Here is a 25,557-nt window from a genome sequence, read left to right as displayed (position 1 = left end):
ATGATCGCTTCGCTGTCTGACCTGCCAGCCGAGCGCTGGCCAAAGTTCTCGACCCTGCTCGACGAGTTGCTGGACCTGCCGGCCGAGGCCCGCGAGCCCTGGCTGCAGCAACTGTCCGATGAGCACACCGATCTCGCGCCGCTGCTTCGAACGGCAGCGCTCGAACATGCCGAGGTCCAGGCCAGGCCGCCTGCCGACCAGCCCCGGCTGCGCGAAGGCCCGGCCGGCGATCCCTGGACCTTCACCGCCGCGCGCCGCATCGGTCCTTACGAGCTGCTGACACCACTCGGCCAGGGCGGCATGGGCGAGGTCTGGAGCGCGCGCCGGATCGACGGCACGCTGAACCGCGAGGTAGCGCTGAAGCTGCCGCACACCTGGCTGCTGAGCGCCGGTGCCCGGCTGCGTCTGAACCGCGAGCGCGACATCCTCGCCGGCCTCAGCCACCCGAACGTCGCCCAGCTCTACGACGCCGGCATCGCCGACGACGGCCAGCCGTGGATGGCACTGGAGAAGGTCGACGGCCAGCGTATCGACGCCTGGTGTCGCGAACGCCGGCTGCCGATCGCAGCGCGGCTGCACCTGTTTATGCAGGTACTCGACGCGGTGTCCGCCGCCCATGCGCGGCTGATCGTCCATCGCGATCTGAAGCCGTCGAACATCCTGGTCACCGACGACGGCCGCGCCAAGCTGCTCGACTTCGGCATCGCCAAGCTGATCGACGACGACGGCCGCGGTGACCTCACCGAGATCACCCGCCTCGCCGGCCGTTCGGCAACGCCGGAATACGCAGCACCCGAGCAACTGGTGGGCGATACGGTAACGGCGGCGACCGATGTCTACTCGCTCGGCGTGGTGCTCCACGAACTGCTTTGCGGCCGCCGGCCTGGCGCGCCGCGGGGCCGCGCCGGCGCTGACGAGCAGGGACGCGGACTGGCCTCGAACCAGACCATCAGCGGCTTCGCCCGCGAGGTCGGCGAAGTCGATGCGAAGGCGCTGGGCCGGGCGCTGCAAGGCGATCTCGACGCCATCCTCGCCAAGGCGCTGTCGCGCCGGCCGGAAGCGCGCTACAGCTCGGTCGAGCGGATGGCCGACGATCTGCGCCGCCATCTCGCCCATCAGCCGATCGAGGCGCGTCATATCACCCGCGTCGAACGTGGCCTGAAGTTCGTTCGCCGTCATCGACTAGCGATCGCATCAGCGACCCTGCTGAGCCTGTCGATCGCCGTCGGCGGCGCCGTCAGCCTGTGGCAGGCGCAGCGGGCGAAGCAGGCCGCGAGCCTGGCGATGAGCGAGGCCAGCCGGGCCAATGCGACGCGCGACTTCCTGCTCAAGGTGCTCGGCGCCAGCGGCCGGCTGGTGGCCAGCGACAGGCCGGCCGGCTCGATCACCGCACGGGAAATGCTCGACCTGATCGTCGACGATCTCGACGGTGAACTGAAGCAGCAACCCGAGACCCGGCTGGAACTGCTGGAACTGGCCCGCAAGCTTTATCGCCAATGGTTCGACTTGCCCCGTGTCGAACAGGCAAACCAGCGCTATCGACTGCTGGTCGCCGAACTGCATGGCAGAGACGACCCGCGCCTTCTTGGCAGTCTGATCGAACAGGCCAACGCCTACATCGAGCACAGCGATTTCAGCTCCGGCCTGCCGCTGCTCGACGAAGCCGCCGGTCTGATCCGCAGTCAGGGACTGGCCGGCTCGCCTGTCGAGGCGCAATGGCTGATGGCGATGGCCCGGCATCACCCGGCCGATACCGGCGACGCTCAACCCGCTTTGAGCTATCTGCAGAAGGCTGCGGCGATCTACGCCAGCCGCGCGCCGCAGGACAGCAGTCAACGCTGGCCGCGTTTCCATCTGGCCCAGGCGCTGGCGGCGGACGGCCAACTGGCCGAAGCACGCCGCACGGCGCTGGAATCGATCGCCATGGAACAGCGGCGGCCGGATCGCAACGACTGGTTCATCGCCTGGCAGACCGTCGAACTGGCTCACTACGAACGCCGACTCGGCCATCGCGACGCCGCGCGCAAAGCCTACGAGGACGGCGAGAAGATGGTGCTGGCGACCTTCGGGCGCACCGTCGATACCCAGCTCGAAGCGGTGCTCTGGCGGGCCACGCTGATGCACTGGGCAGGCGACGATGCCGGCGCGGAGGCGCTGTTCACAAAGGAAAACGGGCTGCTCGAAGCACCGCCAGACCCTGGCAACAGCGATGAACCCACCTCGTCGGGCGAAGGCGGTGCCTGGTTCCGGCTCGCCTATGGCCGTTTTCTGCTCGACCAGGGACGCGCCGCCGCCGCACTGCCCTTGCTGCAGCGTGCCAGCACGGTGGCGATCACCTCGAAGCCGGTCGAGCTGCGCCAGGCCGACGCTGTGCTGGCGCTCGGCGAGGCGCTGGCCGCACTCGGTCGCGATGACGAAGCCGGTCAGCAGTTCGCCGCCGCCCACGGGGCCTATCGCAAGCTCGGCCGTCCGGGCATCGAAGCGGCACTCGACGCCCGTGCCCGCTGGGCGCAGCACCTGGCCGAACACGGTGATCCATCGCTGGCCCGCGCAGAGTTCGCGGCGGTCCTGCTGCACGCCGATGGCCGCGCCCTGCCCGCCGTCGCCGAGGCCCAGATGGGGCTTGCCGAACTGGATGCCAGGCGAGATGGCATATCGACGGCTCTACCGCAGGCCGAGCAAGCACTGCGCACGCTGGATCAGGTGCAGGCGCTGTACGCCCCCCAGATTCGCGTCCGTCTGCAAGCGCGTTTCGAGCGGCTGAAGGCCGCGCCAGCCAAATAGGCGTAGCAACGAAAACGGCCCTGTCCCGCAATGCAGGACAGGGCCGCAGAACGGCTGAACCGCGATTTAGTGCTTCGCCTTTGCCTGGTTGGCCACCGCTTCCGCAGCTCGCTTCGCCGCTTCCGGATCGCCGAGGTAACGATGGCCGACCACCTTCAGCTGCTCGTCCAGTTCGACCAGCAGCGGGATGCCGGTCGGGATATTCACTTCGAGGATTTCGGCTTCGCCGAGGCCCATCAGGTACTTCCACAGCGCCCGCAGGCTGTTGCCGTGGGCGGCGACCAGCACGGTCTGGCCGGCCAGCAGCTGCGGGGCGATCTGGTCATGCCAGTACGGCAGCACGCGGTCGAGCGTGGTGGCCAGTGATTCGGTGCCCGGCAGCGCGTTGATGTCGAGCTTCTTGTAGCGCGCATCGTTGGCCGGATGGCCGGCGTCGCTGAGCTCCATCGCCGGCGGTGGGATGTCATAGCTGCGGCGCCAGATCTTGACCTGCGCCTCGCCGTGCTTGGCGGTGGTCTCGGCCTTGTCCAGACCCTGCAGCGCGCCGTAGTGGCGCTCGTTCAGGCGCCAGGACTTGGTGACCGGAATCCACTGCTGGTCCATCGCGTCGAGGGCGATGTTCAGGGTACGCAGCGCGCGCTTCAGCACCGAGGTGTGGGCGCAGTCGAACTTCAGGCCTTCGGCGAGCATCAGTTCGCCGCCGGCTTTCGCTTCGGCGCGGCCCTGCTCGGTGAGGTCGACATCGACCCAGCCGGTGAAGCGGTTTTCGAGGTTCCACTGGCTCTGGCCGTGGCGCAGCAAGACGAGTTTGCGAGTCATGTCCGACGAGGCTCTTCGGTTGGGGTTGCGATCAATGCTGGCTGAACATCAGCCCTGCAGGTAGTTGTTCTTGACTCTGACGTAATGGGCGGCCGAATAGGCCAGGTTCGACAGTTCCTGCTCGGTGAGCCGGCGCGCCTGCACCGCCGGGCTGCCGCGATACAGCCAGCCGGATTCCAGACGCTTGCCAGGGCCGACCAGCGCTCCGGCGGCGAGGAAGACATCGTCCTCGATCACCGCGCGATCGAGCACCTTGGCACCCATGCCGATCAGGCAGCGGTTGCCGACCGTGCAGCCGTGCAGGATCGCCTGATGGCCGATGGTGACGTCGTCGCCGACGATCAGACCCATACCGCCCGGCAGCAGCGGGCCGTCGTGGGTGACGTGCAGCACCGCACCGTCCTGGACGTTGCTGCGCGCACCGATGCGGATGAAGTTGACGTCGCCCCGGATCACCGCCATCGGCCAGACCGAGGCGTCGTCGCCCAGCTCGACATCACCGATCACGCAGGACTGCTCGTCGATATAGACGTTCTGGCCCAGCCGCGGCAGCGCGCCGCGATACGCACGAATCATGGTCGGATCAGGGCGTCGGAACGATCGTCTGCAGGCCGCCCGGCGCTTCCTGGCGCGGCTTCGGCGCGTTGGCGCCGGTGTTGCGTTTGACGAAATCGTTGACGTAGAACATCACGTCGCTCTGGCCGACCGCGAACTTGATCAGCGAGGAGGTCGCCAAGGTCGCGATGATCTTGCGGTGGCTCATCTCCGGGTAGATAACCGTTTCCACCGGGCCATTGGCTCGCTGGATGCGCGCCGCCAGATGCTCGGTGTTGGTCGAGAACACCGTCTTGTCGTCCTGGCCATGCATCAGCAGCATCGGCGGATTGGTGCCGTCGGCATACATCATCGGCTGGGTCTGGTCGTAGTTTTCCGGCGCACCGAACAGATCACGCAGATCCGGATCGGTGAGCGGCAGGAAATCGTAGGGGCCGGCGAGGCCGATCATGGCGCGGATCCAGGCGCGATCGCCGCCCACCGATTTCATCAGCGCCGGATTCAGGGTCAGCATCGCCGCGTTGTAGGCGCCGGAGGAATGGCCCATCACCACGATCTTGGTGGGATCGCCGCCGTACTGGGCGATCTGGCTGTGTACCCACTTCACGGCCTTGGCGTTGTCGGTCAGGAAGCTCGGGTAACGCACCTGCGGATACAGGCGGTAATTCGGCAGCACGGCGACGAAGCCGCGCGCCGCCAGCGCCTGGCCGACGAACTTGTAGGCTTCCTTGCTGCCTTCCTGCCAGCGGCCGCCGAAGAAGAACACCACCACCGGCGCGTTGGCGACACCGTTCGGGCTGTAGACATCGAGTTGCAGGCCGGTTGCTGCATCGAAGCCGACGTTCGACGACAGTCGATAACCCTTGTCGGGCGTCAGATCATTGGCCAGCTGCTGGCCACTGCAGGCGCTCAGCAACAGAAGTGCAGCGAAGAAGCTCAGGATCAGACTTGAGATAGGGCGCACGGAAACGGGTCTCTCGATGGGCAGCGGGAACCGGCCTGCATGATACCGCGCCCGCTTCAAGGCTCTCGCAGGAAGCGGGCCTGCTCGATGATTGCGATCGGCATTTTCGATAGGCATGGCAGCGCCCGGCCGTGCGACGATCCTCGCTTCCAGCTTTGAACCGCGCTCTTGAACCAGGCACCTGCAGCCTGCATCTCTTGAACTGATCAGAATTTTTCCGGCATTCCCCATGACCAATCCGCTGCTCGCCCCCGTCTCCCCGAACACTCTGCCCGCGTTCGACGCCATCAAGCCCGAGCACGCCGAACCGGCGATCGACGGCGTGCTGACCGACAACCGCGCCGCGCTCGAAGCGCTGCTGTCCGGCGGCAAGGCAACCAGCTGGGAAGGTCTGATCGAGCCGCTGGAAGACCTGAGCGATCGCATGAGCCGCGCCTGGGGGCCGATCCAGCACCTGTTCGGCGTCACGTCGACCAGCGCCTGGCGCAAGGCCTTCAACGCGGTGCAGCCGAAGATCACCGAATACGGGCTGGAGCTGTCGCAGAACGAAGCGCTGTTCCAGGCTTACGAGCAGCTCGCTGCCAGCCCGGCCGCCGCCTCGTTCTCGCCGACCCGCAAGAAGGTGCTGACTGACGCGATCCGCGACTTCAAGCTGTCCGGCATCGCGCTGCCGGCCGAGCAGAAGGCGCGCTACAAGGTGATCGCGCTGCGCCTGTCCGAACTGCAGACCAAGTTCGAGGAAAACCTGCTCGATGCGGTGCAGGCCTGGTCGAAGCCGGTGACCGATGAAGCGCTGCTCGTCGGCATGACCGAGGAAGGCAAGGCTCAGGCCGCCGAGAAGGCGAAAGCCAAGGAACTCGAAGGCTGGCTGCTGACTCTCGATTTCCCGAGCTACGACGCGGTGATCTCCTATGCCGACAACCGCGAGCTGCGCCACGAGCTGTACGAGGCTTATGCGACGCGCGCTTCGGAACTCGGCCCGCAGGGCGGCCAGTTCGACAACACGCCGCTGATGCAGGAAATCATCGCGCTGCGTGATGAGGAAGCGCGGCTGCTCGGCTTCAACAATTTCGCCGAGCTGTCGCTGGCGACCAAGATGGCCGAATCGCCTGACGCCGTCGAAGCCTTTCTGCTCGATCTGGCCGTCAAGGCCAAGCCGTTCGCGCTTGCCGAACTCGACGAACTGCGCGCATTCGCCAAGGCCCGTGACGGCCTGACTGATCTGGCGCCTTGGGACATGGCCTATTACTCCGAGAAGCTGAAAGAACAGAAGCTCGGCTATTCCGAGGAAGAACTGCGCCCCTACTTCCCGGCGCAGCAGGTGATAGCCGGCATGTTCGAAGTCGTCGAGCGCATGTATGGCGTGCGCATCGAAGCCGCCGCCGACATCAAGACCTGGCACAAGGACGTCAGCACCTGGCGCTTGGCGGAAGCCGATGGCAGCGAAATCGGCCTGTTCTATCTCGATCCCTACGCCCGCCAGGACAAGCGCGGCGGCGCCTGGATGGACGAATGCCTGGTGCGCCGCCAGACCGCATCCGGCCTGCAGCGTCCGGTCGCTTACCTGACCTGCAACTTCACGCCGCCGCTCGGTGGCGCACCCGCGCTGCTGACTCACGACGAAGTGGTGACCCTGTTCCACGAGTTCGGCCACGGCCTGCATCACCTGCTGACCCGGGTTGACGAAGCCTCGGTATCCGGTATCCGCGGCGTCGCCTGGGATGCCGTGGAACTGCCAAGCCAGTTCATGGAGAACTGGTGCTATGACCGCGCCACGCTCAATGGCTTCGCGCGTCATTACAAGACCGGTGACACGATCCCCGATGCGCTGCTCGCCAAGCTGCAGGCCGGCCGCGGTTATCAGGCCGGGCTGATGACGCTGCGCTAGGTCGAGTTCTCGCTGTTCGATCTGCGCCTGCATCGCGATACCGCCAGCGGTAACGGCGTGCTCGACGTGCTCAACGCGGCGCGGGCCGAGGTCAGCGTGTTCCCGCCGCCGGCCTGGAACCGCATGCCGAACTCCTTCGGCCACATCTTTGCCGGTGGCTACGCGGCCGGCTACTACAGCTACAAGTGGGCCGAAGTGCTGTCCGCCGATGCCTTCGCGGCATTCGAGGAATCGGACTTCTCGCCGGACACCGGCCGCCGTTTCCGCGACACCGTGCTGGCCAACGGCGGCTCGCAGGACGCGATGGATCTGTTCGTCGCTTTCCGCGGCCGCAAGCCGGAAGTCGAGGCGCTATTGCGCCATTCGGGCCTGGTGCCGAACGCGGCCTGAGACCCTCAATCGAGGCGGCGAATGCGTCCGAGCTTTGGCGGCTTTACGGGCTGCGCTGAGAGGTAATCGATCAGCACGTCGCGATCGATGCCGAACTCGACCCGCTCGGTGCCTTCCAGCAGCACGCGGAAGCCGTCGCCGCCATTGGCCAGAAAGGCATTGACGTTGACCCGGTAGCGGCCGGTCGGCGACAGCGGCTTGCCGCGCAGGCGGATGCTGGCCGGATCGATACGCGCACCCAGCGGCGCACTCGCCCGCCACGCGTACTCGAAACCTTGGGACGGCAGCAGGATCGCGTAGCGGCCATCGGCGCGCCATTGCTGTTCGAGCAGGGCGTCGATCTGCGTGCCGCTCAGGGTCATCGTCATCAGCGCGCCGCCGAACGGCTGCACCGTGTAGACCTGCCCGTAAGTGACCGTGCCAGCGGCATCGAGCGGCGCCAGTTCGGCGCGCACGCCGCCGGGATTCATCAGCGCGAAATCGGCGCGGCGATCGGCCTGTTTCGCAGCCGCTGCAAGCTGGGCATCGGCGATCACGTAGCCGAGCGGCATTTCGCCGGCCGTGTCCTGCTGCCGTGACAGCGCGCTGGCGATGCGGCCGACCGGCTGCAGGCTGCGCTCGCGGGAACGGCGATCGAACTCGGCGACGATTGCGGCGACTTTCGGCTCCGGCGCCAGCGGCGGATAGCGATCAGGCCGGACATTGGCCGCGCTGTCGTTGACGATCGGCACATTGCGCGCCGCCGCGCTCAGCACGTCGCCGGTGTCGGCGGCGAGCTGGAGATCGATGTCGGTGAGGTAGCGGCCAGCCGAACCGGCGCCGGTCACCAGGATGGTTCGCGCCGGGTCCGCCGTCGGCAACCGGCAGCGATAGACGCGATGGGTGTGGCCGCTGATCACCAGATCGATCGCCGGATCGAGCTTCGCAACGATGCCGGTGATTGCGCCGGCAAAGCCGGGGCAGCTTTCGTCGTCGAGATCCGCGCCCACCGGCGGCTCGCCGCCTTCGTGGATCAGCACCACGATCGCCCGCACGCCTTGCTTGGTGAGTGCTGCGGCTTCGCGATTGATCGTCTCGGCTTCGTCGAGGAAACGCAGGCCGGCGATGCCAGTGCGATTGACCAGTTCCGGCGTGCCTTCCAGGGTCAAGCCGATGAAACCGATGCTCAGCGGCATGCGGCCGTCGACGATGAAAGTCTTGATGCCGACCGCCGGCAGCAGCGGAGTGCCTGTCTCGTCGACGACATTGGCTGCCATGTAGCGGAAAGCCGCGCCCGGGAATGGCCCGTTGACGCAGGTGTCCTGACCCAGCGTGCCATCCTCTGCGCAGCCGCCGCGCTGCATGCGTAGCAGCGCGCCACGACCGCGATCGAACTCGTGATTGCCGACGGCGCTGAATTCCAGACCGATGCCGTTCATCACCGCGATCGCCGGCTCGTCATGAAACAGCGAGCTTTGCAGCGGGCTGGCGCTGATCAGGTCACCGGCAGCGACCACGACATTGCGCGGGTTCGCAGCCTTCAGCTGGGCGACCGCCGTCGAGATGTAGGACGCACCGCCCAGTGGCACCGGAATATCCGGCTGGCCGGGACGGTCCGGCAGCAGGGTCGGATCGCGCGGCGGCAGCAGGTTGCCGTGAAAATCGTTGAGCGCGATCAGCTTCACGGCAATGGTCGGCGCTGGCGTGGCAACCGCATCCGGCGCAGTCGCGGGCGTCTGGCAGGCGGCCAGCAGCAGCGCTGTGGCGAGCAGACACAACTGGGGCAACGAACAAGCGCTGGCGTATCGATTCGGCATCGCATCGGCCTTGCAAGCAATGGACCAGAGCATGGCCGGCGCGGATGAAATCTGCCTGAAGGAAAGTCGTGAACGGCCGGCCGTCACGAAATCGTCATGAATTCAGGGCTTTCCCGACTCTGCAAACGGCATTAGACGGCCGATGGACGCTTCAGGAGGCTGCGCGATAAACTCGGAGCCACTCTCCTGGCACCGATCCTGCTCAGCGTAGCCCCACTACGCCCCGCGGCGTGCCCATTCCGAATCAGGACTCAAGACAAGATGGCCAAGAAGCGTGTCCACGCAGAAGCTGACCTTTCACCGGTCGCCGAGATCAACATCACTCCGATGGTCGACGTGATGCTGGTGCTGCTGATCATTTTCATGGTCACCGCGCCGCTGATGATGTCGCAGCTGCCGGTGACCCTGCCGAAGGCCAGCTCGGCCCAGAGCGACAAGCCCAAGGAACCGACCGTGGTGTCGATCGATTCCAACGGCAACTATTTCATCGACGCAGGCGACGGCCTTGGCCCGCTGGCCACCGCGCCGGACGCACTGCAGCCGCGGCTGATCGAACTGTCCCGCCAAGACCCGGACACTTTGGTGTTCGTGCAGGGCGACTCGAAGATCGCCTACGGCCGCGTGGTCGATCTGATCGGTCTGGTCAGCCTGTCCGGCTTCAGCAAGGTCAGCCTGAAATCGAGCAAGGTCGATGGCGGCTTCGGCGGTGACGGCGCAGGACTGACGCCGGTTCCCTGAATTCAGGGCGATCCGGCCATGCCGCGCAGCAGCTGTTCGCTGTCGGCATCGGCCGGATAGAGCGTTTCCACTCTCAGGTCTTCGGCGGTCAGGTCGCGCGGCATGTCGAAGCGCGACAGCATCGCGAACAGGCGCAGATCCTGGCCGGCGATGCGGAAATGGGTCGCCAGCACCGGTGACAGGCGCGCCGATACATCGATGTTGCGCGCCGCCGCCGCGAAGCCCGGATAGGCCATCACCACCTCGCGCAATCGCGCCGATGGCGGATGATCCAGCGCCTCCTGCGACAGCCGCGACAACAACGCCGCAACCACTTCGTCGGCATTGACCACGAACGGCCGCAGGCCCTCCGGATGCAGGCTCATCTGGACCATGTTGCGCGGCCCATCGCCGCAGACTTTCTGCCATAGCGCATCGGCGCTGGCGTGACCGCCGACCATGCTGACCATCGCGATCATTCGTTCGGTCGCCTCGTTGGTCATCACCAGATTCCAGGCGCGATCGATGACCATCGCCGGAAACGGTTCGTGGTGGCGCAGCATCCGCGCCAGCGCTTCGCGCACCGGCGTCATGTCCGGCGCTTCGATCGCGCGCTGCGGGTAGATCGGCGCGAAGCCGGCGGCGATCAGCCAGTGATTGCGGTCGGCCAGGCCCAGGTCCAGCGCTTCGGCCAGCCGCAGCAGCATCGCCCGGCTCGGCTGCGAGCGGCCGGATTCGAGAAAGCTCAGGTGCCGTTGCGACAGCCCGGCCGACAGCGCCAGATCGAGTTGGCTGCGACGCCGTACCGCGCGGGCACGACGCAGGCTATCGCCGAAGCGGGTGGAGGCAGCGGACGTCGGCTGGATCGCGTTCATGGCAGCGATTGTGGCGATGCGTCCGCCTCAAAGCGATGACCTGCGAGGTAATTGCGGCGCCGCAGTCAGACGCGGATTCTGCGCTCGCCGTCCCAGCCCACTCCCGGAGATTTGCCATGAACCTGCCCCGCCCCATCCTGTTCGTCATCCTGCTGCCGTTCTCGATCCTGTCTGCCTACGCGCTGAAGGAAGTCGGCTACTTCGGCATTTTCGCCAGCCACATGCATCCTGCCGGCCTGCAGGTGCTGACCGATCTGGTCATCGCCCTGACCCTGGTCATGGTCTGGATGGTCGGCGATGCCCGCGCCCGCGGCGTCACCGTCTGGCCGTACATCGTTGCAACCCTGGCGCTGGGCTCGTTCGGCCCGCTGGCTTATCTGCTGATGCGCGGTACTGCCAGCAACCCGACGCTGGCGAAAAACTGGGCCTGATTGCCAAGCTCGACACCCGCCGTCATTCCCGCGCAGGCGGGAATCCAGTTTTCTGCAACCAGCGGTGCGCAAACTTCAGAACTGGATCCCCGCCTGCGCGGGGATGACGCCGAAAGAAAGCGCGGCACTCGCTTCAGAAGTTGTAACGCGCCGAGAACTGCAGCCGGCTCATGTCACCCGACAGATTGCCGACCGTGTCACGCCGCGCGTATCGGTATTCGGCGCCGAAGGTGATCTTCGGGATCGGCGAATACAGCAGGTTCAAGGTTGCGCTGCGGACATTGCGCGACACGCCGGGCCCGAAGATCGAGCCTTCGTCGATCTGTCCGGTGTTGGCATGCAGGGCGGACAGCGCCAGGTTCGAGCGCCACTGCTCGTTCCAGGGGTGATGCCAGGCGACGAAGCCGTTGTAGACCTCGACCGTACGCAGCTTGCCGCTGGCGTCGACCACAGCATCGCCGACCGTGTTCAGCGCCATGTAGCGGCCGAAGCCATCGCCGCCGCTGAAGGTGAAGCGCAGATCGTCCTGGCCCCAGAGCGGAATCTTGCCGGCGAAGCTCAGGCCGTAGCCCATCGACGTATCGTTGCCACCGGCCACGGTGCCGCGATCGGTGATCTGGCGGACCACGCCGGACAAGGTGTAATCGCCCCAGGCCGCGGTCTTCAGCGTGTAGCGCCAGACGAGATCCGGCAGCGTGTTGTCGTCGGTCACCGCGAAGGCGTTGCCGCCGAGCGTGGCGACCGTCGATTCGCTGTTTTCAAGCGCGACGGCCAGCGGGCCGTAGGTGTAGCGGATCATCGGCTGGCGCGAGAACACCGTGCCTTCGGACGGCCAGTTGACCAGATCGACGATGTCCGGCAGCGCCACCATGTTCTGCAAGGTGGACCAGTCCTGGCCGATGCGGAAGTTGTCGAAATCGAGATAGCCGAGGCGGAACGCCGGGTTGTAGGGATTGGTCACCGCTTCGTTCGGCGCACCGGCGATGCCCTGGCCGAGCTGGCCGCTGATGAAATCGAACTCGGCATTGATCGCCACCTTGTGGCCATACATCAGGCCCGAGCCGCGCAGGTACAGCCGGGTTTCCTTGGCGTGCAGATCGGTATAGGTGCGGGCGTTCTCGGCGCCGGTGGCAGCCACCGGAATCGAGTTCGGGATGTAGGCATCGCGGCCCAGGCTCTGCGGCACCGCGCCATCGCTGTAGCGCGAGGTGATGAAGTCGGTCTTGATGTACCCGCCCCAGGCCAGCTTGAAATCGCCGCCATTGGTGACGGCTGCCGGCGTCGCTGCTGGCGCCGGTGCCGTCGCAGCAACGACCGGCGCAACAGGCGCGACGGCTGCCGGCGCAGCAACCTCGGCCGCTGGCTGCGCTGCCTTGGCGGAGAGCTGCTGTTCCAGCGCCTCGATGCGCCGCTTCAGATCCTGGATCACTGCGGCGGTGTCTTTATCCACCGGAGCGGCGAACGCAGGCAGCGTCGCCATGCCGAATCCGGCAGCGCACAGGGCGGCGGCAAAGCGGCTGCGGGCAGGCATCATCTCCTCACTCCTCTCATCATTCGTTGCCCGGACAGGTGATCCGGGAGCGGCAGCGATGGCCGCAGACGAAGAGTGGCGATCAGGAGAAGGCGCGACCATTCACCTTAAGTCGTATCGCGACCAAGGTCGTAGGGTGTTGCAATGCGCGTATTGAATGCGCCGCCCGAGGCCGCCCATGTATCGCCTGCCCAAGCACCGACTATTGATTGCCGATGACCATCCGCTGTTCCGCGCCGCGCTGACTGCCGCCGTGGCCGATGCCGTACCCGAAGCGATCGTCGAAGCCACCGCTTCGCTGGTCGAACTGCTCGCCAAGCTCGATGCCCAGCCGGATTGCGATCTGGTGCTGCTCGATCTGCGCATGCCCGGCAGCAGCGGCTTTTCCTCGCTGATCCAGCTGCGCGGCCTGCGCCCGGACCTGCCGGTGGCGATCGTCTCCGGTGAGGAAAACCCGCTGGTGATCCGCCGCGCGATCGATTTCGGCGCCTGCGGCTACATCCCGAAATCGGCGTCGCTGGGGGTCATCGGCGAGGCCGTGCGGGCGATGCTCGATGGCAACGAATGGCTGCCGGAAGGCCTGGCCGATGGCGTCGATCAGGACGCCGCCGAACAGGCGCTGACCCGGCAGATCGCAACGCTGACACCGCAGCAGTTCAAGGTGCTGATGGCGCTCGCCGATGGCCGCCTGAACAAGCAGATCGGCTACGAGCTGAGCATCACCGAAGCGACCGTGAAGGCGCACGTCACCGCCGTACTGCGCAAGCTCGGCCTGTACCGGCGAACGCAAGCGGCGCTGCTGGCCCGGCGCCTGCTCGATGCCAGCGCCGGCAGCCTGACGCCGCCGATGGACGAGCTTCAGTCCGACGTGGCCGACGAAGACTGAGCGTCGCCGTCCGCTTCGACGATGTCCGGACTCTGGATGCGGATCATCCGGCTCATCAGCGCCCTGAGCGCCGCCGGCTTCACCGGCTTCGGCAGCCGCGCAAGGCCGGCGGCACTGGCAGCATTGCGCGCGGCCACGGTCGGATCGGCGGTCAGCACGATTGCCGGCACGGCCACGCCCCAGCGCTGGCGCAACTCGGCCATCACCGCGATGCCGCTGGCACCTTCGCCGAGATGGAAATCGATCAGCGCCAGATCGGGCACTTCGGCATCCGGCCCGAAGCAGGCGTAAGCCTCGCTGGCATTGCGGGCGACGATCACCCGGCAGCCCCAGCGGGTCAGCAGCGCACCGAGTGCATCGAGCGTCGACTGCTCGTTGTCGAGGCAGAACACCAGCCGGCCATGCAGGCGATCAGTCGAGCGTGTCACCGGCGCCGGCCGCAGCGGCGCGATCGAACTGCGATCACCGAACGGCACCTCGATCGAGAAGCGGCTGCCGCGGCCGACCGTTGAGCGCAAGCTCAACCGGTGATGCAGCAGCTTCGACAGCCGATCGGCGATCGACAGTCCGAGCCCCAGCCCCTGATCGAAATCCTGACCCGCTTCGAGCCGGCGGAACTCCTCGAAGATTTCCGGCTGGCGCCCGGCCGGAATGCCCGGCCCGGTGTCCCAGACGCCGATCTCGAGACCGCCGGGCAAGCGCCGGCAGCCGAGCAGCACACAGCCGCTACGGGTATAGCGCACGGCGTTGGACAGGAAGTTCTGCAGGATCCGGCGCAGCAGCGCGGGATCGGTTTCGACGATCGCCGACGACGCCACGTAGCGAAACTCCAGACCGCGCGCCTGAGCGAGTGCGGAGAACTCGTTGGCCAGCGGCGCCAGCACCCGGTCGACCGGAAAATGCTCGCGGCGCACCGGCTGGGCGGCGGCATCGAGCCGGGAAATATCGAGCAGCGCGCCGATCAGGTTCTCGGCCGCGTGCAGCGAGCTTTCCACCTGGCCGACGATCCGCGCCGTTTCCACCGGCACCGCATCACGGTCGATCGAAGTCACGAACAGCCGCGCGGCGTTCAGCGGCTGCACCAGATCGTGAGTGACCGTTGCCAGAAAACGTGACTTCGCCCGGTTGGCGCGCTCGGCCACGCCGCGCGCTTCTTCGAGCGCGGCGGTGCGTTCCGAGACCCGCTCCTCCAGCTGCTCGTTGACCACTTCCAGTGCCTGCTGTGCCTGCTTGTAGGCGGTCACGTCCGAATAGCTGGTGACGTAACCGCCACCGCTCATTGGGCTGCCGCGCACCTCGATGACCCGGCCGTCCGGCATCAGGCGCTCGTGGCTGTTCGGCGTGCCGGCACGCAGATGGGCCAGCCGCCGCTCGACCTGGGGCCCGACCTCGCCCGGCCCGAGCAGGCCGCGCTCGGCGTTGTAGCGGAACACCTCGGCGATCGGCCGGCCGACCTTGATCAGGTCGTCCGGGTAATCGAGCATTTCCAGATAGCGGCGGTTCCAGCCGACCAGGCAGAGATCCTTGTCGACCACCGACACGCCCTGCGACAGATGCTCCAGCGAAGCACGCAGCAGCTCGCGGTTGAACTGGATCTCGTGCGCGGTTTCGTCGAGCAGGCTGATCACGTCTTCCAGCTGCATGTCGCGGCCGCCGAGTGCCGAGCCGAGCACCAGCCGCGCGCTCGATGCACCGAGCGCGCCGGACAGCAGATGCTCGATGTGCCGCGCCTGCTCGGACGACACCCGATCGTCCGGCTTCGGCTCCGGCCGGCCAAGCCGGCGGGCGTGCATTTCCAGCTCGGTGCGGGCGCGTTCGGCGCCGAAGAAGCGTTCCAGCAGCGCCACCAGATCGCCGACGGTGGCGGCAATCTTGGTCGCCGACGCACGGGCCGCGCGGCCGGCGGACGGCGCTTCGAGGAAGCGCCCGGCCTGCAGGCGTTCGCGCAGGCCGGGCTTGAACAGCAGCGGCGTCAGCAGATAGGCCAGCGTGTTGCCGCCAAGACTCCACAGCGTGCCGTGGGTGATGTCGTCCAGCCCGGTCAGCCCGAACAGCGCCTGCGGCCGCAGCCAGCCGATGCCGAGCAGGCCATCGCTGAGCAGGCTGCTGTCGCCACCGGCCAGCAGCGCCGGCAGCAGCAGGGTGTAGAGCCACAGGCCGAAGCCGATGCTCAAGCCCGCCAGCGCGCCGGCATGGCTGCCACCGCGCCAGAGCACGCCGCCGACGATCGCCGGCGCGAACTGGGCCACGGCTGCGAAGGACAACAGGCCGATCGCGGTCAGAGAACCCGGGCCGCTGTAGATCCGGTAGTACAGGTAGGCGGCAGCGATGATCGCGACGATCGCGGCGCGGCGGATGTTCTTCAGCAGGCCGCTCAAGTCGCTGCGTTCGGCGAGCCGGAAGCGCCGCGAGCGCAGCAGCACCGGCAGCACCAGCTCGTTGGAAATCATCGTCGACAGCGCGATGGTCTCGACGATGACCATGCTGGTGGCCGCCGAGAAACCACCGAGGTAAGCGATCAGCGCCAGCCAGCCCTGCCCCTCGGACAGCGGCAGCGCGAGCATGTAGGTATCGCCCGAAGCATCCGCCGACAGACGATCGAGCCCGGCGCTGGCGATCGGCAGCACGAACACGCTGATCGCGAGCAGGAACAGCGGAAACACCCAGCGCGCGCGCTTGAGATCGCGGGTGTCGGCGTTCTCCACCACGGTGACGTGGAACTGCCGCGGCAGGCACAGCACCGCGGCGGCCGCGAGCAGGGTCTGGGCAACGAAGCCTGCCTGCCAGCGGCCATCCTGCTCGTGCGCCTGATTGCCGAGGCGAGTCAGCGCGTGGCTCCAGGCATCGCCGAAGCCGTCGTACAGGTGATAGCAGACGAACAGGCCGACGGCGAGAAAGGCCAGCAGCTTCACCGTCGACTCGAAGGCGATGGCCAGCACCATGCCGTGATGGTTTTCGCTGGCCACCACCTGCCGCGTACCGAACAGGATCGCGAACGCGCCCAACAGCACGGCGACGAACAGCGCGCCGTTGTCGAACAGATGATCATCGGCGCCGACTTCGCCCTGCGAGTGCGCCAGCAGCTCGAAACCGAAGGCCACCGCTTTCAACTGCAGCGCGATGTACGGCACCACGCCGAGCACCGCGACGGCGGTGACGAACATCGCCAGCCGCTGGTTGCGGCCGTAGCGGGCGCCGATGAAGTCGGCAATGGACGTGATGTTGTAGCGCTTGCTGATCCGGATCAGCCGCTCCAGCAGGCCACCTGCGAACAGGAACACCAGCATCGGCCCGAGATAGATCGGCAAAAAATCCCAGCCGCTGGTCGCGGCCCGGCCGACGGCGCCATAGAACGTCCAGGACGTGGCGTAGACACCGAGCGCCAGGCTGTAGGTCCAGGGCTTGCGTGACGAGCCAGCCGCTGCCCGACGATCCCCGTGCGCCGCGATCGCGAACAGCACCGCGACATAGATCGCCGAGATCAGGAACAGCGACCAGACCTCGAGCATCCCGGCGTCCCCTGCCGGACGGCGGCCGGCTGCTGAGGCTCAGCATAGAACACGAGGCGATCTCTGCCGCAGTGCTTGAGACCAAAGTCGCAGACCCGGGCCACCCCGCTTAGACCAACGTCGCATGGAGCGCGGACCCCATCGCCGATAGGCTCCGCCATCAGCATCGCCGTACCCATGACGCACGTGTGAGGAGCATCCATGACAACAAAACAGTATTCCGGCGACGGCAGCATGGCGTCGACCGAGGTCCACGTGGCGCCGGAGATCCTGCGCATCCTTGAAAGTCCGGCATTCACCGAGCTGCGCGCGCGCCGTGGCCGCTTCGCGGCGATCCTGACCACGCTGATGCTGCTGATCTATTACGGCTTCATTCTGGCGATCGCCTTCGCCCCGCACTGGCTGGCGATCCGCATCGACGGCGTCATCACCCTCGGCATTCCGCTGGGGTTGGGCGTGATCCTGTCGGCGATCGTGCTGACCGGCGTCTACGTCCGCCGCGCGAATGGCGAGTTCGACGCACTGACGGTCAAGGCTGTCCGGAGCGCCAACGTATGAACCCGCTGATCCTGAAAGCGCTGGCCGCCACGGTGCTGTTCGCGCCGCTTGCCAGCTTCGCCGCCGCCCTCGAAGGCCAGGCCGAGAAGCAGCCGCTGAACCTGACCGCCATCCTGATGTTCGTCGCCTTCGTGGCGCTGACGCTCGGCATCACTTACTGGGCAAGCCGACGCACGCAGTCGCGCGCTGATTTCTACACGGCGGGCGGTGGCATCACCGGCTTCCAGAACGGGCTCGCCATCGCTGGCGACTACATGAGCGCGGCCTCGTTCCTCGGCATTTCGGCGCTGGTGTTCGGCTCCGGCTTCGATGGCCTGATCTATTCGATCGGCTTCCTGGTCGGCTGGCCGGTGATCATGTTCCTGATCGCCGAACGGCTGCGGAACCTCGGCAAATTCACCTTCGCCGATGTCGCCAGCTACCGGCTGGATCAGACCTCGATCCGCATCCTCGCCGCCGCCGGCACCCTGACCACGGTGGCCTTCTATCTGATCGCGCAGATGGTCGGCGCCGGCCAGTTGATCAAGCTGCTGTTCGGGCTCGACTACAACATCGCCGTGGTGCTGGTCGGCGTGCTGATGATCGTCTACGTCACCTTTGGCGGCATGCTGGCGACCACCTGGGTGCAGATCATCAAGGCGATGCTGCTGCTCGGTGGTGCCAGCTTCATGGCCTTCATGGTCATGCGCCACGTCGGCTTCTCGGTGGAAGCGCTGTTCGAGCAGGCCATCGCCGTGCACAAGGATGGCCAGGCAATCATGGCGCCGGGCAAGCTGGTGAAGGACCCGGTATCGGCGATCTCGCTCGGCCTGGCGCTGATGTTCGGCACCGCCGGCCTGCCGCACATCCTGATGCGCTTCTTCACCGTGAAGAACGCCGCCGAAGCCCGCAAGAGCGTGTTCTACGCGACCGGCTTCATCGGCTACTTCTACATCCTGACTTTCATCATCGGCTTCGGTGCGATCGTGCTGGTCGGCACCAACGTCTTCTATCTTGATGGTGCGGCGCTGCGCGGCGGCGCCAATATGGCGGCGATCCACCTGGCGCATGCAGTCGGTGGCGACGTGTTCCTCGGCTTCATCTCGGCAGTAGCCTTCGCCACCATCCTCGCAGTGGTCGCCGGTCTGACTTTATCCGGTGCCACGGCGGTCTCGCATGACCTGTATGCCCACGTGCTGCGCAAGGGCAAGGTCAACGACAAGGACGAAATCCGCGTCTCGAAGTTCGCCACCATCGGCCTCGGTATCCTGGCGATCATCCTCGGCATCGTCTTCGAGAAGCAGAACGTCGCCTTCATGGTCGGCCTGGCCTTCGCCATCGCGGCCAGCGCCAACTTCCCGATCCTGCTGCTGTCGATCGTCTGGCGCGGCCTCACCACCCGTGGTGCACTGCTCGGCGGCGGCCTGGGGCTTGTGTCAGCCGTGACACTGACCGTCCTCGGCCCGGCCGTCTGGGTCAAGGTGCTCGGCCATGCCACGCCGGTCTTCCCCTACGACGCACCGGCGCTGTTCTCGATGACGCTGGCCTTCCTCGGCTGCTGGATCGGCTCGGTGACCGATCGCAGCGCAAGGGCCAGGATCGAGTCGGCACGCTACATCGAGCAATTGGTCCGGGCCGAAACCGGCTACGGCGCCACCGGCGCGTCGAGTCATTGAACAAGCTGCTGACAATCCACTGAATCGGGTAGCCCGTCAGGAAGCTGGCGGGCTTACTGTATCGGGCGCGATGTTTGCTTTAGCGCCGCACCGGCGCAAACCGCTGCGCCGTGGCTGGCACACTCCGGCCCGAGGAGACGCCCCGTTCACGGGGCCAGAAGCAAAGTCGAACCGACAAGACTCGAACAACGAGGATCAACGATGAGCAGTGACAACTTCCAATCCGTGCTGACCGAGACCCGGGTGTTCCCGCCCTCGGCCGAGTTCGCCGCCGCCGCCCGTGTCAACGCCGCCAAGATGGCCGAGCTGCGCGCCGCCGCGGCTGCCGATTTCACCGGCTTCTGGGGCGCTTACGCCAAGAGCGAGCTGAGCTGGGCAACGCCGTTCAAGACCGTGCTCGATGACAGCAAGGCACCGAACTACCGCTGGTTCCACGACGGCACGCTGAACGCCTCGTACAACTGCCTGGATCGCCACTTGGCGACCAAGGGCGACAAGATCGCCATCCGCTACGAAGGCGAAAAGGGCGACACCCGCAACTACACGTACCGCGAACTGCACGCCGAAGTCTGCAAGCTCGCCAATGCGATCAAGGCCAAGGGCATCGTCAAGGGCGATCGCGTGGTGCTGTATCTGCCGCACTCGCCGGAAGCGGTGATCGCGATGCAGGCCTGCGCCCGCCTCGGCGTCATCCACTCGGTGGTGTTCGGCGGCTTCTCGGCCACCGCGCTGCGTGACCGCATCGAAGACACCGGCGCCAAGCTGGTGATCACGGCGGACGGCAACCAGCGCGGCGGCAATGTCGTCGATCTGAAGAAGGCCTGCGATGAAGCGCTGGCCCTCGGCTGCCCGAGCGTGGAGGGCGTGATCGTCGCCAAGCGCACCGGCCATGCGATCACCATGAAGGACGGTCGCGATGCCTGGTGGCATGAAGCCACTGCGAAGCTGCCGGCGGATTGCGAGCCGGTGAATGTCGAAGCCGAACACCCGCTGTTCCTGCTCTACACCTCCGGCTCCACCGGCAAGCCCAAGGGCATCCAGCACTGCACCGGCGGCTACCTGCTCGGCGCGATGCTCAGCGCCCAGTGGGTGTTCGATCTCAAGGAAGACGATCTGTTCTGGTGTACCGCCGACGTCGGCTGGGTGACCGGCCACAGCTACGTTACCTACGGCCCGCTGGCCAATGGCGCCTCCGTGATGATCTACGAAGGCGTGCCCACCGTCCCGGACGCCGGCCGCTTCTGGAAGATCTGCCAGGACCACGGCGTGACCATCTTCTACACCGCGCCCACCGCGATCCGCGCGCTGATGAAGTCCGGCGAAGAGATTCCGAACCAGTACGACCTGAGCGAGCTGCGCCTGCTGGGAAGTGTCGGCGAACCGATCAATCCGGAAGCCTGGATGTGGTACCACCGCGTCATCGGCAAGGAGAAACTGCCGATCGTCGATACCTGGTGGCAGACCGAAACCGGCAGCATCATGATGAGCCCGCTGCCCGGCGCCACGCCGACCAAGCCCGGCTCGTGCACCCAGCCGCTGCCCGGCCTGTTCGCCGATGTCGTCGATGAAATGGGCGAGCCGGTGGTCGGCAAGACCGCCGGCGGTTATCTGGTCCTCACCAAGCCCTGGCCCTCGATGCTGCGCACCATCTGGGGCGACAACGAGCGTTACAAGAAAACCTACTACGGCCAGTTCCCGGTCCGCCCGGACGGCACCCATCTGTACGTCGCCGGCGATTCCACCCATCGCGACGAGGACGGCTACTACTGGATTCTCGGCCGCACCGACGACGTGCTCAACGTCTCCGGCCACCGCCTGGGCACGATGGAAGTGGAGTCCGCCCTGGTCTCGCATCCCAGAGTCGCCGAAGCCGCCGTCGTCGGCCGCCCGCACGAGGTCAAGGGCGAAGCCGTCTGCGCCTTCGTCATCTGCAAGGGCGTGCGCCCCACCGGCGACGAAGCGCTGGCACTGATCAAGGAACTGCGCGAACACGTCGCCAAGGAAATCGGCCCGATCGCCAAACCAGACGACATCCGCCTCGCCGACGGCCTGCCCAAAACCCGCAGCGGCAAGATCATGCGCCGGCTGCTGCGCTCGATCGCCAAGGGCGAGGAGATTACGCAGGATGTTTCGACGTTGGAGAATCCGGGGATTGTGGCGCAGCTTGCAGGCAAAGCCTGATCGGCTGACATCACTCGTCGCAAACAAGAACGGCGCCTTCGGGCGCAGTTCTCGTTTGGCCCGCACCGTCGACTCAACGTACTACTGCAGTGGCCCTGCAGCGAGGTCATGCGCCGAGTGATCAGAATCCGGAAGCGGCGGATTCTGTTTGCCGACAGACTCAATCAAGCATCGTTCCGCCTTGTTGTCTCTTCACCCGATACTCCACCTGCCCGCGTTGCAGGCGCAGCAGCCGAGCGGCAGCCGACAGGTTCCCGTCCGCCTGCTCCATTGCGCAGTCGACGAGCAGCGTTTCGATTTCCTTCAACGAGGGAACCACCTTCAGCAGATCGGCAGCGAGACGCCGTCGCGGGTCGGTGGCATCCAGAATGCTGGCGCCCCCAGTCGGCACCAGCGCGCCCTGCGCGCCGAGATTGAACGACGCAGGTCGCAGTTTCTCGCCGCCGGCGAACAGATGCTGGACATCGATCGTGCCGCCACTTTCGGCCAGGATCACGGCACGCTGCACCATGTTCTCCAGTTCGCGGACGTTGCCCGGCCAGTCGTAATCCCACAGGGCATCCCAGGCGCGCGGCGTGAGGCCCTGGACAGCCTTCGCGAAGCGCTGCGTATAGCGATCGAGGAACAGCGAGACTAGCAGCGGCACATCCTCGCGACGTTCGCGCAGCGGCGGAATCTCGATCGGGAACACGTTGAGTCGATAGAACAGATCGGTACGGAAGCGGCCGGCTTCCATCTCGACACGCAAGTCGCAGTTCGCGGCGCTGACGATGCGCACGTCGATCTTGCGCACCTGGGTGCCGCCGACGCGTTCGATCTCCCGTTCCTGGATCGCGCGCAGCACCTTGCCCTGCGCGGGCAGCGGCAGACTGGAGATTTCGTCGAGGAACAGCGTGCCGCCGTCGGCGCGCTCGAAGCGGCCGGCGCGAGCGTGATCGGCGCCGGTGTAGGCACCGCGTTCGACACCGAACAGCTCGGCCTCGACCAGTTCGGGCGGGATCGCCGCGCAATTGATCGACACCATCGGCTTGTTGGCGCGCGGGCTGATCGAATGCATCGCGCGTGCGAAGCATTCCTTGCCGACACCGCTTTCGCCGCGGAACAGCACGGTGGAATCGGTCGGCGCGACGCGGCGCACGAGATTGGCCACCGCATTGAAACCGGGCGAGGCGCCCACGAAGCCTTCGAAGTTGGTCGCCGTCGCGGCACGTCCCGCCACGGCCTCGGCAAGCGGGTTGAAGCCGGGTGCCCGCGACTTCACCGGCGCAGTGACGAAGCTGTCGGCCTGCAGGAAGCCGATTTCGGATTCGCTGAGGTCGTCCCAGGCGGCGAGCGGCTTGCCGATGACCCGGCAGTGCGCGTGACCCATGGCCACGCATTCCACTTCGCGCCAGTAGATCGGCACGCCGGTGACTGCGGTGCAGTAGCCGTCGGCATAGCCACGCATCACCCAGCAGGCCGGCTCGCCGCTGAGGCCGATCTGCTGCAGGTGCGCCTCGGCTTCCCAGGGCGCGGTCCACAGGAAGTCGCCCCAGAATTCGCCCTTCGCAGGGTCGAAGCGCATGGCATCGATCGGCAAGGTGCGAACGAAGCCTTCGGTTTCGCGCAGCCGCGGCCCGAGAGCCAGTGCGTGCGCCAAGTCTTCCGGATTCAGCGCCCGCACCCGCTGGCCATCGTCGAAGCCCTGCCGGTAGCCGAGCCGGGTCAGCAGTTCGCGGGTGCCGGCGAGGCCCAGCCGGGTGATCAGTTCGCGGCGCAGTTCAGCGAACGACTGCGCGTGCATCAACAGCATGCGCTGGCCGAACAGCTGGATGTGGCCGGCATCCGGCGAGAAGCGCAGGTGTTCGGCAACCGCACGCGACAGGCGCGCGGCTTCGTCTTCGCCAGCCGCCGACAAGGCTTCGGCTTTCGGGCGACGGCGTCGGCTGGTCTTCGCAGATTCGGGGCTGGGCATCGCGGCAACTCTGGTCGGCAGAGGCTTGAGCGTGATCCAAAAAAATCGGCACTGCAATTGGCCCTCAATGAAGAAAAATAAGAAAAAGCAATTCCTTGAGTGCTCGCTCTAGATGGAGACAAGGAAATTAAATCATCAATAACAACGGGTTGAATATTGAAAAATGCTTGGCAAACGCTTTGCAGTGAATATCACGAAACCGGAACACGATTCACATTTTTAGCCTGCACCTCGCGAAGAGACGCCGTGTCCTGAATGACGCCGAACCGGCCCGAACACCAACCAGAACATCCTTGAGGAGGAGAAACCCATGGACGCATCGCTGTCCCCGAGCCCGGACAAGAGCTCCACCACCCCGTACGACGCCGTCGTCGTCGGCGCCGGCATCGCCGGCCTGTACATGCTTCACCGACTGAGACAGGCCGGCCTGAAGGCGATCTGTTTCGAGGCTGGCGAAGGCGTCGGTGGCACCTGGTACTGGAACCGCTATCCCGGCGCGGCCTGCGACTTCGAGAGCCTCGAATACTCCTACTCGTTCAGCGCGGAACTGGAACAGGACTGGAAGTGGTCGACACGCATGGCGCGGCAGCCCGAGATCCTGGCCTACCTGAACCACGTCACCGACCGCTTCGACCTGCGCCGCGACATCCACTTCTCGACACGGGTGAGCGCCGCGCACTTCGACGACAGTACCCAGCTATGGGCCATCCGCACGGACCAGGGCGACAGCATTTCCGCTCGTCACTGCGTGATGGCCACCGGCTGCCTGTCCACGCCGAAGCCGATCGAGTACCCGGGTGCCGACAGCTTCAAGGGCCGCATCCTGCGCACCGCGTTCTGGCCGAAGGAGTCAGTCGACTTCGTCGGCCTGAGGGTCGGTGTAGTCGGTACCGGTTCGTCGGCGATCCAGGCCATTCCGATCATTGCCGAACAGGCAAAGCACCTGACCGTCTTTCAACGCACGCCCAACTTCAGCGTGCCGGCCGGCAACGGGCCGATGAATCCGGACGACGAGCGCCGGGTCAAGGCGAGCTATGCCGATCTGCGCGCCCGCGAGTGGGATTCCGATGTCGGCATCTGCGCACGCCTGGCGCCGGAAACGCGACGCGCGCTCGACGTCAGCGAGCAGGAGCGCGAAGCCGAGTACGAGAAGCGCTGGGCGGCTGGCGGCCTGTACTTCTACTGCAGCTTCGTCGACCTGCTCACCGACAAGGCTGCGAACGAGACGATCACCGCGTTCGCGCAGAAGAAAATTCGCGAGAAGGTCAAAGACCCTGTCGTTGCCGAACGGCTGGTACCGAAGGACTATCCATTCGGCGCCAAGCGCATCTGCGCCGATACCGGCTATTACGAGACCTACAACCGCGACAACGTGCGACTGGTGGATGTGAAAGCCGAACCGATCCGCGAGATCGTGCCGGAAGGGCTGAAGGTGGGCAGCGAGATCCACGAACTCGAAGTGATCATCTTCGCCACCGGCTTCGATGCGATGACCGGCACCCTGCTCAACATCGACATCCGCGGCCGCGACGGACTTGCGTTCAAGGAACACTGGAATGAAGGGCCGCGCAGCCTGTACGGGATCATGCCGTCCGGCTTCCCGAACCTGTACATCACCACCGGACCGGGCAGCCCGTCCGTGCTCTACAACATGGTGCTCGGCAACCAATACCACGTGGACTGGATCATGGGCTGCATCGAGCACCTGGCAAGCTCCGGCCTCACGACCATCGAGGCGAAGCCGGAGCCCGAAAGCGCCTGGCGCGACACGGTCAACGCGATCGGCAAGATGACCTTGTTCGGCGAAGCCAGCTCCTGGTACATGGGTGACAACGTGCCCGGCAAGCCGCGCGTCGTGTTGCCTTATCTCGGCGGCTTCCGGTCCTACAAGAAGATCTGCGACGAAGAAGCCGAACGCGGCTATCCCAGTTGCTTGATCGCCTGAAGGGCATTCGGTCTCTCCCAAACCCTTAGCAGCAAGATCATGCGCCGCTTGCTGCGCTCGATCGCAACAGGGGGGATCAAAGAGGAAGCGGCTGCGCCAGTGATAGCGTGACGACGTTC

At 66.0% G+C, this 25,557-nt stretch carries 17 protein-coding genes and 1 pseudogene; 10 read left to right on the top strand and 8 right to left on the bottom strand.

The annotated features are described in order from the left end of the window. Positions 1-2,784 (top strand): serine/threonine-protein kinase, encoded by a 2,784-nt coding sequence (locus G513_RS25115; RefSeq protein WP_022978044.1) that lies wholly within the window; start codon positions 1-3, stop codon positions 2,782-2,784. 66 nt (positions 2,785-2,850) lie between these two features. Here G513_RS25115 and gpmA read toward each other — a convergent pair whose 3' ends face one another. Genes gpmA through G513_RS23725 form a run of 3 tightly spaced genes read right to left on the bottom strand, consistent with a single transcriptional unit; the run spans position 2,851 to position 5,122 of the window. Continuing rightward, positions 2,851-3,603 carry a 2,3-diphosphoglycerate-dependent phosphoglycerate mutase gene (gpmA, locus tag G513_RS0116900; protein WP_022978043.1) on the bottom strand — a complete coding sequence of 251 codons (753 nt, stop codon included), beginning with the start codon at positions 3,601-3,603 and terminating at the stop codon, positions 2,851-2,853. A 48-nt stretch (positions 3,604-3,651) separates the two neighbouring features. Then, positions 3,652-4,179, bottom strand: coding sequence for a gamma carbonic anhydrase family protein (locus tag G513_RS0116895; protein WP_022978042.1), 528 nt, complete (start codon positions 4,177-4,179; stop codon positions 3,652-3,654). Positions 4,180-4,186: 7 nt separating this feature from the next. Continuing rightward, complete coding sequence (locus tag G513_RS23725; protein ID WP_022978041.1) at positions 4,187-5,122, bottom strand: alpha/beta hydrolase; 936 nt, start codon at positions 5,120-5,122, stop codon at positions 4,187-4,189. 229 nt (positions 5,123-5,351) lie between these two features. On the opposite strand from G513_RS23725, the pseudogene G513_RS24480 reads away from it, so the two are divergent. Beyond that, positions 5,352-7,400: pseudogene (locus G513_RS24480) on the top strand (M3 family metallopeptidase). A gap of 5 nt (positions 7,401-7,405) precedes the next feature. Here G513_RS24480 and G513_RS0116880 read toward each other — a convergent pair. Beyond that, on the bottom strand, positions 7,406-9,064 hold the full coding sequence (locus tag G513_RS0116880; RefSeq protein ID WP_169560685.1) for a bifunctional metallophosphatase/5'-nucleotidase: 1,659 nt from the start codon (positions 9,062-9,064) through the stop codon (positions 7,406-7,408). Here G513_RS0116880 and G513_RS25975 point away from each other — a divergent pair. Both G513_RS25975 and G513_RS23715 read left to right on the top strand, forming a co-directional pair. Then, positions 9,045-9,296, top strand: a complete 252-nt coding sequence (locus tag G513_RS25975; RefSeq protein WP_169560683.1) for a hypothetical protein — start codon at positions 9,045-9,047, stop codon at positions 9,294-9,296. The genes G513_RS0116880 and G513_RS25975 overlap by 20 nt on opposite strands. A gap of 161 nt (positions 9,297-9,457) precedes the next feature. Next, entirely contained in the window at positions 9,458-9,934 is a 477-nt protein-coding gene (locus tag G513_RS23715; protein ID WP_022978039.1) for an ExbD/TolR family protein, read from the top strand. 2 nt (positions 9,935-9,936) lie between these two features. On the opposite strand, the gene G513_RS0116870 is transcribed toward G513_RS23715, so the two are convergent. Beyond that, entirely contained in the window at positions 9,937-10,788 is an 852-nt protein-coding gene (locus G513_RS0116870; protein ID WP_022978038.1) for a helix-turn-helix domain-containing protein, read from the bottom strand. 116 nt (positions 10,789-10,904) lie between these two features. On the opposite strand from G513_RS0116870, the gene G513_RS0116865 reads away from it, so the two are divergent. Next, positions 10,905-11,219, top strand: coding sequence for a DUF2834 domain-containing protein (locus G513_RS0116865; RefSeq protein WP_022978037.1), 315 nt, complete (start codon positions 10,905-10,907; stop codon positions 11,217-11,219). A gap of 133 nt (positions 11,220-11,352) precedes the next feature. Here G513_RS0116865 and G513_RS23710 read toward each other — a convergent pair whose 3' ends face one another. Next, positions 11,353-12,753: a DcaP family trimeric outer membrane transporter gene (locus G513_RS23710; RefSeq protein WP_022978036.1), complete on the bottom strand. Its 1,401-nt coding sequence runs from the start codon at positions 12,751-12,753 to the stop codon at positions 11,353-11,355. A gap of 175 nt (positions 12,754-12,928) precedes the next feature. Between G513_RS23710 and G513_RS23705 the strand changes: the two genes are divergently transcribed. Continuing rightward, the gene (locus G513_RS23705) at positions 12,929-13,636 is read left to right on the top strand and encodes a response regulator transcription factor (RefSeq protein WP_022978035.1); all 708 of its coding nucleotides are present in this window, start codon (positions 12,929-12,931) and stop codon (positions 13,634-13,636) included. Here the strand turns inward: G513_RS23705 and G513_RS23700 are convergent. After that, the gene (locus G513_RS23700) at positions 13,609-17,145 is read right to left on the bottom strand and encodes a PAS domain-containing hybrid sensor histidine kinase/response regulator (protein ID WP_022978034.1); all 3,537 of its coding nucleotides are present in this window, start codon (positions 17,143-17,145) and stop codon (positions 13,609-13,611) included. The two genes, G513_RS23705 and G513_RS23700, sit on opposite strands and share 28 nt — an antisense overlap. A gap of 234 nt (positions 17,146-17,379) precedes the next feature. On the opposite strand from G513_RS23700, the gene G513_RS0116845 reads away from it, so the two are divergent. From G513_RS0116845 to acs, 3 genes are all read left to right on the top strand, one after another. Then, a complete protein-coding gene (locus G513_RS0116845) occupies positions 17,380-17,703 on the top strand; it encodes a DUF485 domain-containing protein (RefSeq protein ID WP_022978033.1) in 324 nt (107 codons plus the stop codon). Beyond that, on the top strand, positions 17,700-19,358 hold the full coding sequence (locus tag G513_RS0116840; protein ID WP_022978032.1) for a cation acetate symporter: 1,659 nt from the start codon (positions 17,700-17,702) through the stop codon (positions 19,356-19,358). Before G513_RS0116845 ends, G513_RS0116840 begins: the two co-directional genes overlap by 4 nt. Positions 19,359-19,559: 201 nt before the next feature. Beyond that, a complete protein-coding gene (gene acs, locus G513_RS0116835) occupies positions 19,560-21,539 on the top strand; it encodes an acetate--CoA ligase (RefSeq protein WP_022978031.1) in 1,980 nt (659 codons plus the stop codon). A gap of 160 nt (positions 21,540-21,699) precedes the next feature. On the opposite strand, the gene G513_RS23695 is transcribed toward acs, so the two are convergent. Next, positions 21,700-23,493 (bottom strand): sigma-54-dependent Fis family transcriptional regulator, encoded by a 1,794-nt coding sequence (locus G513_RS23695; RefSeq protein WP_022978030.1) that lies wholly within the window; start codon positions 23,491-23,493, stop codon positions 21,700-21,702. Between the two features lie 310 nt (positions 23,494-23,803). On the opposite strand from G513_RS23695, the gene G513_RS0116825 reads away from it, so the two are divergent. Then, the gene (locus G513_RS0116825; protein ID WP_022978029.1) at positions 23,804-25,438 is read left to right on the top strand and encodes a flavin-containing monooxygenase; all 1,635 of its coding nucleotides are present in this window, start codon (positions 23,804-23,806) and stop codon (positions 25,436-25,438) included. Positions 25,439-25,557: the final 119 nt, after the last annotated feature.

This window comes from Nevskia ramosa DSM 11499, from assembly GCF_000420645.1.
Taxonomy (GTDB): Bacteria; Pseudomonadota; Gammaproteobacteria; order Nevskiales; family Nevskiaceae; genus Nevskia; species Nevskia ramosa.
Note: the sequence above shows the minus strand (reverse complement) of the source record. Positions and strands in the feature narration are given on the sequence as shown.